General features: G+C 37.3%; 14 protein-coding genes. 11 read left to right on the top strand and 3 right to left on the bottom strand.

Annotated elements, in window-relative coordinates; all coding sequences use genetic code 11:
• Window positions 1-290: 290 nt before the first annotated feature.
• The 3 genes from ACW0TQ_RS11490 (at window position 291) to ACW0TQ_RS11480 (ending at window position 3,062) form a co-directional block, all read left to right on the top strand.
• Complete coding sequence (locus ACW0TQ_RS11490; protein WP_042529344.1) at window positions 291-620, top strand: DUF3870 domain-containing protein; 330 nt, start codon at window positions 291-293, stop codon at window positions 618-620.
• A gap of 179 nt (window positions 621-799) precedes the next feature.
• Window positions 800-1,957: a DUF819 family protein gene (locus tag ACW0TQ_RS11485; protein WP_042529346.1), complete on the top strand. Its 1,158-nt coding sequence runs from the start codon at window positions 800-802 to the stop codon at window positions 1,955-1,957.
• 43 nt (window positions 1,958-2,000) lie between these two features.
• Window positions 2,001-3,062, top strand: a complete 1,062-nt coding sequence (locus ACW0TQ_RS11480; protein ID WP_042529348.1) for a dipeptide epimerase — start codon at window positions 2,001-2,003, stop codon at window positions 3,060-3,062.
• 136 nt (window positions 3,063-3,198) lie between these two features.
• On the opposite strand, the gene ACW0TQ_RS11475 is transcribed toward ACW0TQ_RS11480, so the two are convergent.
• Together ACW0TQ_RS11475 and ACW0TQ_RS11470 are read right to left on the bottom strand one after the other, a co-directional pair.
• Entirely contained in the window at window positions 3,199-3,384 is a 186-nt protein-coding gene (locus ACW0TQ_RS11475; protein WP_042529350.1) for an SE1832 family protein, read from the bottom strand.
• An 11-nt stretch (window positions 3,385-3,395) separates the two neighbouring features.
• Window positions 3,396-4,490 (bottom strand): AI-2E family transporter, encoded by a 1,095-nt coding sequence (locus tag ACW0TQ_RS11470; RefSeq protein ID WP_193064731.1) that lies wholly within the window; start codon window positions 4,488-4,490, stop codon window positions 3,396-3,398.
• 403 nt (window positions 4,491-4,893) lie between these two features.
• On the opposite strand from ACW0TQ_RS11470, the gene ACW0TQ_RS11465 reads away from it, so the two are divergent.
• The 3 genes from ACW0TQ_RS11465 to ACW0TQ_RS11455 all read left to right on the top strand — a co-directional run bounded on the left by ACW0TQ_RS11465 (window position 4,894) and on the right by ACW0TQ_RS11455 (window position 7,573).
• On the top strand, window positions 4,894-5,715 hold the full coding sequence (locus ACW0TQ_RS11465; protein ID WP_042529354.1) for a TerC family protein: 822 nt from the start codon (window positions 4,894-4,896) through the stop codon (window positions 5,713-5,715).
• Window positions 5,716-5,867: 152 nt separating this feature from the next.
• Window positions 5,868-6,317, top strand: a complete 450-nt coding sequence (locus ACW0TQ_RS11460; protein ID WP_332094102.1) for an OsmC family protein — start codon at window positions 5,868-5,870, stop codon at window positions 6,315-6,317.
• A gap of 245 nt (window positions 6,318-6,562) precedes the next feature.
• Window positions 6,563-7,573: an acyltransferase family protein gene (locus tag ACW0TQ_RS11455; RefSeq protein WP_042529357.1), complete on the top strand. Its 1,011-nt coding sequence runs from the start codon at window positions 6,563-6,565 to the stop codon at window positions 7,571-7,573.
• A gap of 59 nt (window positions 7,574-7,632) precedes the next feature.
• On the opposite strand, the gene ACW0TQ_RS11450 is transcribed toward ACW0TQ_RS11455, so the two are convergent.
• Window positions 7,633-8,976, bottom strand: coding sequence for a YjiH family protein (locus tag ACW0TQ_RS11450; protein WP_332094103.1), 1,344 nt, complete (start codon window positions 8,974-8,976; stop codon window positions 7,633-7,635).
• A gap of 337 nt (window positions 8,977-9,313) precedes the next feature.
• Between ACW0TQ_RS11450 and ACW0TQ_RS11445 the strand changes: the two genes are divergently transcribed.
• The 5 genes from ACW0TQ_RS11445 to ACW0TQ_RS11425 all read left to right on the top strand — a co-directional run bounded on the left by ACW0TQ_RS11445 (window position 9,314) and on the right by ACW0TQ_RS11425 (window position 11,581).
• Complete coding sequence (locus tag ACW0TQ_RS11445; RefSeq protein WP_193064738.1) at window positions 9,314-9,649, top strand: phasin family protein; 336 nt, start codon at window positions 9,314-9,316, stop codon at window positions 9,647-9,649.
• A gap of 82 nt (window positions 9,650-9,731) precedes the next feature.
• Window positions 9,732-10,067, top strand: coding sequence for a CHY zinc finger protein (locus ACW0TQ_RS11440; RefSeq protein WP_042529363.1), 336 nt, complete (start codon window positions 9,732-9,734; stop codon window positions 10,065-10,067).
• Window positions 10,068-10,180: 113 nt separating this feature from the next.
• Window positions 10,181-10,774, top strand: coding sequence for a lysophospholipid acyltransferase family protein (locus ACW0TQ_RS11435; RefSeq protein WP_193064726.1), 594 nt, complete (start codon window positions 10,181-10,183; stop codon window positions 10,772-10,774).
• Window positions 10,775-11,003: 229 nt separating this feature from the next.
• A complete protein-coding gene (locus ACW0TQ_RS11430; RefSeq protein WP_175296994.1) occupies window positions 11,004-11,159 on the top strand; it encodes a hypothetical protein in 156 nt (51 codons plus the stop codon).
• A gap of 104 nt (window positions 11,160-11,263) precedes the next feature.
• On the top strand, window positions 11,264-11,581 hold the full coding sequence (locus tag ACW0TQ_RS11425) for a YwdI family protein (protein WP_341173374.1): 318 nt from the start codon (window positions 11,264-11,266) through the stop codon (window positions 11,579-11,581).
• The last annotated feature ends 48 nt before the right edge of the window (window positions 11,582-11,629 follow it).

The raw sequence follows: 11,629 nt of genomic DNA, 5'->3' as shown, positions 1-11,629 counted from the left end.
ATATTATAATTTCTTTATAAGTAAAAAGCTGCCTTTCTGATAGAGCAGTCAGAAAGGCAGCTTTTGCTTAAAATATATTACTTGTTCTCCACGTAAATAACTATAACTAATTAAAACAAAGAAATAATAGTCAAATATTTAAAATGCAGATATTATAAAAAGTAGTTGACCTGTAATTTTAAAAATATTATAATAACAAAATAAGAAAGCGCCTGCATGATATGAGTAACTACGATTACCCTTCGTGGATCCCTTATATTACCTGCATTGTATTAAAGGAGACTTATCTGTTGTATCATTCAAATACAGTCTATATTATCGGCGATGCCAAAGCTTCACAGAATAATCCAATTACAAAAAAGTATAGTCAATTTTTTGTAGCGCTAGTGGTAGACTTTCAAACAGATGAAATTGTGGATTGCGAATGTTCGTCTACCATTCAATTAACGAATCATTTCGTTAAATCTCTGTTTATTGGTGAGGCAATGGGCAACTCTTTAATAGAAGAGTCCATTCGCAAAAGGTATCACGGTTCATCACAAAAAGCCCTGCTCGTAGCCTATCGAGATGCTGAATATAAATATACTCAAGTAAAAGCTGCTTTAACTAAAGAAACCTAGTTGAAATCCAGTCTAACTAAAATTTTATTTTAGTTAGACTGGATTTTTTTTCGCTAAATATGGATGATTCAATAGATTGGTATTTGTGAGGATGGAAATTTTGAAGAAAGGGGCTATATAGAAAACATTAGGGGATTAGAATCATAAAAAAATCTTAAATGAAAGTGAGGAGGAATAATATGATTACGGATGGATTTATTTATATTGCCGTCTTAGTAGCTCTAGCCGCTTTGATGGTAGGGATAGAAAGTAAATTTAGCTCAAATCGATTTTTTAAATTTATACCAGGTATTGTTTTGATTTATATTGGTGCAGCTTTGTTACAGACTATTGGTTTATTTGATAATGAGGCTACAGAATCATCTTATGTAGCAGTGAAAGATGCTTTACTACCCGCTATGTTAATGTTGATGTTATTAAAATGCGATATTCGAAGCATCATTAAATTAGGCCCTCGTATGTTAGGTGGTTATTTTGTTGCAGTAATAAGTATAATTATTGGCTTTACGGTTGTTTATCTTATATTTAATCAATTATATGCTGCCGATACTTGGCGCGCTTTTGGGGCCTTGGCAGGTAGCTGGACTGGCGGCAGTGCAAATATGGTTGCTTTACAAGATATTTTACAAGTTCCGGAAAATATCTTTGGATACATTTTAATGATGGATACAATTAATTATGCTGTTTGGGTGATGTTTATGTTTTGGCTGGTCCCATTTGCTGGTGCATTTAATCGGTGGACCAAAGCAGATATAACGATGATTGACAATGAATATGAAACAAATGAGGCATCATCAGATAATCAGGGGATTGAATTTAAACATATTATTTACTTGCTGGGGATCGGTCTGTTTGTTTCAGCATTAGCAACACTAGCCGGAGATAACTTACCTGAACTCGGCGATGTATTTAGTGCTACAACATGGACTATTTTAATCGCTTCTGTTGTTGGACTGGTACTTGGTCAAACTCGTTTATCTAAAATTCCAGGTGCTTTAGATGTTTCGAATGTCATGCTGTATATCATTATAGCTTTAATTGCTTCCCATTCAGATTTCTCACAAATTGCTCAAGCACCTATTTATATTATTTCTGGTTTCTTAATTATGCTTGTTCATTTAATTATTATGCTCCTGCTAGGTAAATTATTTAAGTTAGATTTGTTTACATTAGGAATAGCTAGTTTAGCTAATATTGGAGGTATGGCGTCGGCACCGATGCTTGCAGCAGCATATAGTAAGACTCTGATTCCTGTGGGGGTCATCATGGCATTGATAGGTTCGTTTTTAGGCACCTATTTTGGAATGCTTGTTGGGAAAATCCTTGAAATGCTTTAAAGAATGATAGGATACGAAATTGACACTAAAAGGAGAATATAAATTGTTTATTGAAGATATAAGAACTTCTCGCAGGAAAATACCGCTGCATACACCATTTAAGACAGCGCTGAGAACTGCAACATATATAGAGAGTATTACTGTGACTATTTATTTAGAAAATGGATTAGCTGGAAGAGGAGAAGCTGCTCCTACGTGGGTAATCACTGGAGATTCATCAGAAAGTATTCAAGCAGCATTAGAAGGACCAATTAAACAGGCGATTCTGCAGCAGGATATACGACATTTTCAATCGTTACTGGTTGCTATTCAAAATAGTTGTATTGGAAATACAAGTGCTAAAGCAGCTGCTGATATTGCTTTACATGATGTATACAGCAGATGGATGGGGGTCCCGCTTTATCAATTATTAGGAGATTATCAATCACTTAAGACATCTATGACAATAGGCGTGGATGACCCAAAAAAAATGGCGAAAGATGCCGACAAGTGGGTGGAAAAAGGCTATACAAGTTTGAAAATTAAAGTTGGTGCAAAACCAGAGCTTGATATGGATAGAATCCTGGCTATTAGAGAAGTCATTCCTTCTGAAATATTGCTTCGATTAGATGCAAATCAAGGATGGACACCTAAACAAGCAGTACAGTTAATTCAAGAAATGGAGCGTATAAATGCTGGAATTGAATTTATCGAGCAGCCTGTAAAAGCAAATGATTTGGAAGGTCTTAAATTTGTTACAGATAATGTGAAAACACCTATAATGGCGGATGAAAGTATATTCTCTCCACAAGATGCTTTTAAGATTATTCAAGGGCATTACGCAGATTTAATTAATATAAAATTAATGAAATCTGGCGGTATCTATAACGCATTAATCATTGCTGATCTTGCAATGGTCAATCAGGTTCCATGTATGATTGGCAGTATGATGGAATCAAGCTATTCTGTCGGAGCAGCAGCTCATTTTGCAGCCGCCCATCCAAATGTTATATATTATGATTTAGATGCTCCATTATGGTTAACAGAAAAGCCTGAGGTGATTGAATATCAGGGAGAGAAGGTTTCCCTATCAACAGGTGAGGGGATTTCTGGTGTAGATAAGTAGAACGAGAAGAGGCGATAAGAAGTCCCGGCTGTCATAAAATTTCATTTTAGGATTTTTTTCTTGAAAGCGTTGTGAATTGTAAAAAGAAATAACAAAAAAGCTAAAAAGAAAACTTTTTAGCTTTTTTGTTATTCTATCAATTATTATACTGTTCCAATTCTTTTCTTACCTCAGCAATCTCTCCTTCTAAACGGACCAGTTGTTCTTCGGCAGAGGAGACACGTCCTTTGACGAACTCTAACTTGTCTAAATCTCCTTGGATACGGATGTAATCAGACTTTAATTCATCGAGCTTTTGTTGCAGTTCTGCTTTTGTTGTCAAGAAAACCCCTCCTAAATCAATGCATCGTCTTTATTTTTTCTGGAGTCCACAAAGGTTTGGTAAAAGTGGATTACAATTGTCCGGATTATTGCATACACAGGGATAGCGAATAAAATTCCTAAAAATCCGGCAATACTTCCTGCCGCGAGGATAACTGTGATAACAGTCAGCGGGTGCAGATTAAGCGCCTGCCCCATCACATTAGGAGAAATAAATACACTTTCCAGCTGCTGTGCAACAAACATAATAATAGCTATCCATATGATATTCATTGGATCCTGGAACCCTGCAACCAGGATAGCTGGAACAACAGCAATATAAGGTCCCAAAAATGGGATGACATTCATCATCATACCGAATAGAGCAAGTACGACGGCATACTCTAAACCGATAATCAAGTAACCTATTAACAAGAGGATACCTACTGCAAAACTTACTAATAACTGTCCTTGGATAAACGAGGACAATACATTATCGATTTTACTTAATAGTCCATGTAAGTTTTCTGCTTTTTTCTTGCTGAAAAATTGCAGAATAAAAGGTACAAGCTTCTCTCCATCCTTCAACATGAAGAAAAGGAAGAATGGAACCAGAATTATGCCGGCAATGATACTTACCAATTGACCAATGAAGCTTCCTAAAAAGCCAAAGACATTATTCAATACACTTTCAATGTGTCCGGGAATATCATTGGCAAAATTATTGATGGCATCGATTACCTGGTCAGGAACTAAAGCAATATTTTCCTGCCAATACCCAATCCAGCTCTCGACCGTACTAACCATTCCAGGAATACTGTCCATTAAATTTTCAAACTGATCACGGGCGATCGGCCAGATAAATACAATGAATAGCGTAACGACCCCGATGATAACCAGGAATACGATAATAATAGATAAAATCCGCGGGACTTTATATCTTACCAGCAGATTCATCAATGGCCGGGTTAAGTAATAAAGAATACCTGCACCGATAATCGGAAGAGCTACAGCACCGACTAATTGCAGAACAGGTGTAAAGATAAAATGCGTTATAGAGATGAGAAAAATTAATGTAAACAAACAAATAAAAAAGATAAAAAATTGAAACCAGCGTTTCTGTGTCATTGAATCACACTACTTTCTTTCCAAGTTATGCTATATATTATTTTACATTAACCGAATTCAGAAAGCTATAAACATCTGCGGTCGATTTAAATATAAAGTTACTGTAAAAGATATTGACAAAGAGCATGAAAAAGGTTTTAATAAAGTATACTTAAATAAATGGCTGGCAAAAGACAGGAAGGAAACATTTTTGCTGTCTGGGAACGTCATATTAAAAAAGCTTAGTAAACATTTATTTCCTAAAGGGGAGTAGCTGTACACGTAAAGTCGTCATTACGAGATAACCGTCTCCGGCTTTATGTGGCAACCAGAAAAGTTGTTAGCGAGACCTTTACCGATTGCAGGTAAAGGTCTATTTTTATGGCCTTTTCTGCAAAACACATGTAGAAGAGGAGAATACATCATGGGAACTGAACTATTGCTGGAGTATTTATGGGTCTTGCTTGTATTAGTTGCATTAGAAGGCTTATTAGCTGCTGATAATGCGCTTGTATTGGCCATCATGGTAAGACACCTTCCTGAAAAACAAAGGAAGAGAGCATTATTTTATGGATTAGCCGGGGCATTTGTAATGCGTTTTGCGTCTTTATTTGTTATCTCATTCCTGGTCGATTTCTGGATTGTACAAGCGTTAGGCGCTGCCTATCTTTTATTTATATCAGGAAAGAATTTATATGACAGGTTTAAGAAGAAGGAGCCGGAGACTTCCGATGCATCGGCACAAAATGGTAAAAAGGCTGGTGCGGCAGGAAATCAGGAGCCTGAACAAGCATCTAAAAAAGAATTTTGGATGACTGTGGTGAAGGTGGAGTTTGCAGATTTAGCATTTGCTGTTGATTCCATTTTAGCAGCTGTTGCCTTAGCGGTAGCATTGCCTCCAACAGATTTCGGCCATGTTGGAAGCTTGGATACCGGTCAATTTGCTGTTGTATTTGCCGGCGGTATGATTGGCTTGATTATTATGCGATTCGCTGCCAATATTTTTGTAGGTCTCTTGCATAAACGGCCAACATTGGAAATCGCCGCATTTCTGATTGTGGGCTGGGTAGGAGTGAAACTGGCTGTTATTGTATTAGCCAATCCGGATTTAGCTGTGATTCCAGAGCACTTCCCGCACTCTACATTATGGAAAGCTTCCTTCTATATTATTCTTGTAGGAATTGCGTTAATCGGCTGGTTTGCATCTAGTCCGAAATTAAAAAGAAATAAAGAACAGTCCAGATAAATGAGATAATCCCGTACTATGAGGGAAAGTCGTGCTGCCCTGCAATAGGAACAGCACGACTTTTTTAATCAGCAGATTTTAAAATTCTATTTTTTGTAAAAAATCTTCCCGTGCGTCATAATTGAAAGAAAAGAAAAAAAGGAGTGATCCGGATGACATTGCATCACTTTCATCTAGAAGGGAAATGGCAAGGCGGTCGTAACAGCGAAGGGTATATCAACGCCGGGAATTTACAAACGAAAATCTCCATCCCGCCAGAAATGGATGGGCCCGGTATTGGTACCAATCCAGATGAAATGCTGCTTGGAGCGGCTGCGACATGCTATATTATTTCATTGGCAGCCATGCTGGAACGTGCAGAAGTTCCTGTTAATACCATGAGCATAACCTCTGAGGGGATGGTAGACGTAACAAATGGCATTTTCACTTACGAAAAAATCATCCACCGTCCCCATGTTACCTTAAAAAAAGAGGCGGCAGAGCAGCAGATACGCTTAACTAATAAACTCATTGAAAAAGCAGAAGAATCATGCATGATTTCAAGAGCAATAAAAGGAAACGTTCAATTAGGGCTGGAACCAACCGTTCAGATAGAAAAGTAAGAATGTATCAAGGTCATATGAAACAAGGAGAGCTTCAGCTCAAATTGTTATCATATGACTTTTTACTGGGAAATGAAATAAAAGCCCGACTCCGTAAAGTTTTGTTTCATGTTACATTTTTTCGAGACACTAACAAATAGATTACAAAACGATAAAAATTCCCTTTTTGGGGAGATTTTTTAAATAAAAGCGAGTAAAGTAGAATATACAACTTTAAAATGGTGTACGAAATAGAGGGATGGTCTATGGAACGAAATGCATTTTTTGATAATGCGAAAGTGTTTTTGATTTTTCTCGTTGTTTTTGGTCATATGATTCAACCTTTTATCAGCGATTCACAATCGACAGAAGCAATTTATATATGGATATATACCTTCCATATGCCGGCGTTCATTTTATTAGCCGGTTTCTTTGCAAAAGGCTCAGGAAATAAGAAATATATATGGAATTTAACGAAAAAGTTAATTGTTCCATATTTTATCTTTCAAACATTATATACGATTTATTATTTCTTTATAGGAAAAGCAGATTGGCAGACTGGAGTTTTCTATCCGCAATGGTCATTGTGGTTCTTATTCAGCTTATTCAGCTGGCATATTCTGCTTGTGTTATTTAAAAAGATACCTGCTGGGTGGAGTATTACTTTATCCATATTGATAGGTATCGTTGTCGGCTATTTTGGAGAAATTGGGCATTCGTTCAGCTTATCCAGAACATTTGTGTTTTTTCCATTCTTCTTGATTGGTTACTGGTTAACCGTCGATCAAATGATGCTGGTGAAGCATCGCAAAGTGAAGATCGCTTCAATTGCTGTGATGGCAAGTATGTTCGTATTAATTTATGTATTCCCGGTTATCGATACCGGATGGCTGCTTGCTTCAAAATCATACAGTAATTTAGGTGTGGAGAGTTTCGGCGGCTTCGTGCGGTTATTTGTTTATGCCATTGCAGCAGTGATGACAATCAGTATATTAGCCTGGATTCCTAAAAGAAACCTGGGCTGGGTAACAGTCCTTGGAACAAGAACATTATATGTTTACTTATTGCATGGTTTTATCGTTCAGTTCCTGCGAGAATTTGATTTATTATCTGTTCATCATTGGTTTGATGTCGTCGGAATCGCCGGCTTGTCAGCGCTGATTGTCATTTCGCTGTCCAGCAAGCCTATTTTGACCATCTCCCAGCCGCTGATTGAAGGTCGCTTAGCCAAGGTTAAATCATTATTTAACCACCGGCACAAAGGAACATCTTCTTAAAAAAATGTAAAATAAAAAATGCGGAGTTCCCGGAAAGGGCTCCGCATTTTTTATTGATTTTAAAATAACAGATGCGCAATAAGGGTGATAATTGGCAGTGTAATCACGGTACGCATTAAAAAGATAATAGCTAAGTGACGGAAGGATACTGGAATTTTAGTACCTAGAATCAGTCCGCCGACTTCAGACATGAAAATAAGCTGTGTTACAGATAAGGCAGCAATAATAAATCGTGTTATTTCTGCCTCTACGCCAGTAATTAAAATGGCTGGCAGAAACATATCTGCAAAACCGATCAGAATGGTTTCAGATGCTTCCTGGGCAAATGGAATCTGCATTAGTTCTAAAATAGGAACGAATGGCATTCCGAGCCACTGGAATAACGGTGTATATTCTGCAATAATCACTGCCAACGTTCCGAACGCCATCACAACAGGTGTGACAGCAAACCACATATCAAAAATATTTTTTCCGCCGTCTATAAAAAAGGTACGGAAGCTCGTTTCTTTCTCTGCACGTTTGACGGCATTTTTGAATCCGTGAGTAAATACATTATCCGATGCAGGGATTTTTTCATCGTCTGTTCTTTCCTTGCCGCTGATATAGGTATTTGGCATTTTAGAGAGCGGCGGAATGCGCGGCATAATGAAAGCTGCAGCTCCTCCTGCAATCAGGATAGTCAGGTAAAAAGGCAAAAACATATGTGCTAAACGAACTTCTTGTAAAATAACTAAAGTGAACGTAATGGATACAACCGAAAACGTTGTACTGATAATAGCTGCTTCCCGCTTTGTATAATAACCTTCCTCATACTGTTTATTTGTCAGCAGTACCCCGATTGTCGCATCTCCGACCCAGGAAGCTAAACTGTCGACAGAAGCTCTGCCCGGGAGACGGAATAAAGGCCGCATGATATTTCTCATGATACCTCCGAAAAACTCCAGCAATCCAAAATTCGTCAGGAAAGGTAAAAAGAGACCGGCGAATAAAAAGGTAACAAACAGGGTGTGCAGCAGGCTGTCCAGCAACATGCCGCCTGTATCTTCGCTGTAAACAAACTCCGGACCAATTTGAAAGTAAACCATAATTGCAAAAACGGCTGCCAACAGACGTGTAATTGTCCAGAACCATGTGGTATAAAATAATTGATGCAGGAAAGGAGATTTGCTGAAAGTTGATTCACCGGCTAGTTTAGCAAAGGCAGTGAATCCAGCAGTGATGATAATAACGATCATCATAATAAGAGACAGATTGCTTTCAAGTATATCCTGCAGTGTACCGGCTAAAAAGGCAATAGGTATGGTAAACCCTTCCTCTGTCGGTAATGGATATAAAAATAGGAATAAACCTAATAAAGATGGAATAATGAATTTAATAATCTGACTAAAGGAATAGGACTTCATTTATTTTCCTCCTAAATAATATAGAAACTAAAAATTGTAACTGTATGATTATACAATCAAACGTAATTTTATTCAATAGGGCATAGCTAGATAATGATTAAATATAGTAAATAAAGGGAATATAAAAGTATATCAGGGAAATTTGGCGCCAAAATCGTTTACGTGACAGCAAAATGTTTTATATAATAGGTAGTAAGAAAGTTTATTTTATTATATGTACCCAAATAATGTATAGAACATTCCTGTTTCACGTATTGTAAGGATGGCAGGCTGAAAAAGCAAGCTTCATCCAGTTTTAAGGAATCATCATAACAGCATACAATAGGAGGTATAAATGATGAGTGATTATTTACGTAAAGGATTTTTACTGGGGCTGGGTGCTGCAGTAAGCGGGAAAGAGAAATTTGAACAAAAAGTGAAAGAATTAGTAGAAAAGAATGAATTGACACAAGAGCAGGCAAGAACTGTTTTAGATAACTTTATGGAAAAAGGCAGCACTAAAAAAGACGAGTGGGACGAAAAAAGCAGAGAGAAAAAGAAAGAATTAGCTAGAGAATCTGGACTGGCAACGACAGATGATATCGATGAGCTGCGCGCCAGGATTATTGTACTTGAAGATAAGCTGGGCGTTTCCCTGGCAGAAGAAGCTGACACAGAAGAAGATCAGAACTAATGTTTAAAAGCAGGACGCTTTCGATAGAATGAGGGTGTGCTGCTTTTTTACTGGATAATTGCTGACGCGGGGAGGGAATAACATGCCGACAGTTCACGGACCAGTGATTGATAATCAGACAAGATGCAGGCATTATCATACGCAAAAAGATATTATTGCCATCAACTTTAAATGCTGCCAGAAATATTATCCATGCTTTCAGTGTCACGCAGAATGTGAAAATCATAAAGCAGCTGTATGGGGGAAAGATGAATTCGATACGCCGGCGGTTTTGTGCGGTGTTTGTAAAACAGAACATACGATTAAACAGTATTTAAATACGGACAAGTGCCTCCGTTGTGAATCTGCCTTTAATGAAGGCTGCCAACATCATTATCATTTATACTTTGATTATACAGCGGATTGTAAAAGACAATAGCCTATCCGTCGTTGACATCATTTAATTATCATAAACATCTTGTAATTTTACGCTATTTCTAATAGTATCTTATATAAGCACCAGGTACTAAATTTGAAAAAAGGAAGAGACGCATGTATTATTTTGCTGCATATCTATTAAAAGTTATATTAAGTTTATTTGGACGTGTAAAGGTATTTCAAAAAGAAAAACTCCCGCAATCAGACGGGTATATTATCGCATGTACCCATACAGGCTGGGTCGATATTTTGTGGTTAGGAGTCAGTCTATTGCCGACGAAAGTCCACTATATGGCGAAGAAGGAATTATTTCAATCCGGCCCTCTAAGATGGCTGATGAAAAAATTAAATGCATTTCCTGTAGACCGGGATAACCCAGGACCCAGCACGATTAAAGTGCCTCGCAAGCTTTTAAAAGAAGGAAAAGTCATCGGTATTTTCCCCAGCGGCACAAGAACAACGAATCAGGTTCCATTAAAAAGAGGGGCTGTCACCATTGCTGCATACAGTAAGGCGCCGATTGTTCCTGCAGCTTACACAGGTCCAAATAATTTTAAAGAGCTGTTTAAGTTTAAAAAGCCGAAAATTATCTTTGGTGATCCGATTTATTTGCCTGAGGATGTACCTCGTAAAGAGGCGATGGACCAGATGATGGAAATAATGAATGAAAAGTTATACGCTTTGCAATCCACAATAGAGGATAAATAAAACAATAAATAGCTTGATATAAAGGAAGAAATTTCTTCTGACATATTCAATGTAATTAAAGGAGATAATATGTCAGGAGAATCTTTTTCTTGTTAAAATTTGCTGTAATAAGCAGATAAAGCGTTTTCTTTAGAATGAAAACTTGAAAAATTCTCCTATTGAAGATAAAAATAGACAATGCTATAATATTTCTATATTTGACTGCGCAGTATAGGGGGAGTTTTCAAGAATGAAAAACTTTTTTCATCTATATCATCAAACTTCAACACAGCTAGGAAGAGAATTAGAAGAATCTGAGGTTATATTTTTGAAATGGATGTATGAACGCTATACCGTGGAGGAAATATCGGGAAGAAAGCTGAACGTAAATCGTATATTACGTTAAAGAGCAGAGAGACGGCTATCGTCTGAAGCTCTTTTTTTATGTTTTCAGGTTTAAAGGATTTCTGTGCTATAATTCGTAATGAATGCAGAAAAAGGAGGGGTTGTATGGCTGTAAGCAATGAAATAATAATCAATAAAATGATTCATGAGCTGGAAGAAGCCAAAAGAAAAGCCCATCAGGAAGATCAAGTAAAAAAACATATGGAAAATATCCACCTGTTAAGTGAACTGTTTCTTTCAGGGAGCTCTGATTCCAGTGTTGCCAGTCAGAAGCAAGTAAATATAGAAGATACAGAGGAGCGAATTTCGGAAGCAGAGATGAGAGCAATGCTCGGCAAGCAGCCTGCGGACAAAGGGGCTGTACCGGAAAAGAATAAGCTGATAGAAGAAGATGCCAATGGGGATTCTATATTTGATTTTTAGGTTATGGAAAATGTATTTTATATAATATGTTATGATTAGGAGATGAAA

This window comes from Oceanobacillus sp. M60 (assembly GCF_053839645.1).
This window is presented reverse-complemented; position numbering and strand designations above follow the sequence as displayed.

Excerpts from the sequence above, each read along its gene's own strand:
- ACW0TQ_RS11485 (WP_042529346.1), top strand. The coding sequence starts at position 800 with ATGATTACGGATGGATTTATTTATATTGCCGTCTTAGTAGCTCTAGCC.
- ACW0TQ_RS11470 (WP_193064731.1), bottom strand. The coding sequence starts at position 4,490 with ATGACACAGAAACGCTGGTTTCAATTTTTTATCTTTTTTATTTGTTTG.
- ACW0TQ_RS11465 (WP_042529354.1), top strand. The coding sequence starts at position 4,894 with ATGGGAACTGAACTATTGCTGGAGTATTTATGGGTCTTGCTTGTATTA.
- ACW0TQ_RS11460 (WP_332094102.1), top strand. The coding sequence starts at position 5,868 with ATGACATTGCATCACTTTCATCTAGAAGGGAAATGGCAAGGCGGTCGT.
- ACW0TQ_RS11455 (WP_042529357.1), top strand. The coding sequence starts at position 6,563 with ATGGAACGAAATGCATTTTTTGATAATGCGAAAGTGTTTTTGATTTTT.
- ACW0TQ_RS11450 (WP_332094103.1), bottom strand. The coding sequence starts at position 8,976 with ATGAAGTCCTATTCCTTTAGTCAGATTATTAAATTCATTATTCCATCT.
- ACW0TQ_RS11445 (WP_193064738.1), top strand. The coding sequence starts at position 9,314 with ATGAGTGATTATTTACGTAAAGGATTTTTACTGGGGCTGGGTGCTGCA.
- ACW0TQ_RS11440 (WP_042529363.1), top strand. The coding sequence starts at position 9,732 with ATGCCGACAGTTCACGGACCAGTGATTGATAATCAGACAAGATGCAGG.
- ACW0TQ_RS11435 (WP_193064726.1), top strand. The coding sequence starts at position 10,181 with ATGTATTATTTTGCTGCATATCTATTAAAAGTTATATTAAGTTTATTT.
- ACW0TQ_RS11430 (WP_175296994.1), top strand. The coding sequence starts at position 11,004 with ATGAAAAACTTTTTTCATCTATATCATCAAACTTCAACACAGCTAGGA.
- ACW0TQ_RS11425 (WP_341173374.1), top strand. The coding sequence starts at position 11,264 with ATGGCTGTAAGCAATGAAATAATAATCAATAAAATGATTCATGAGCTG.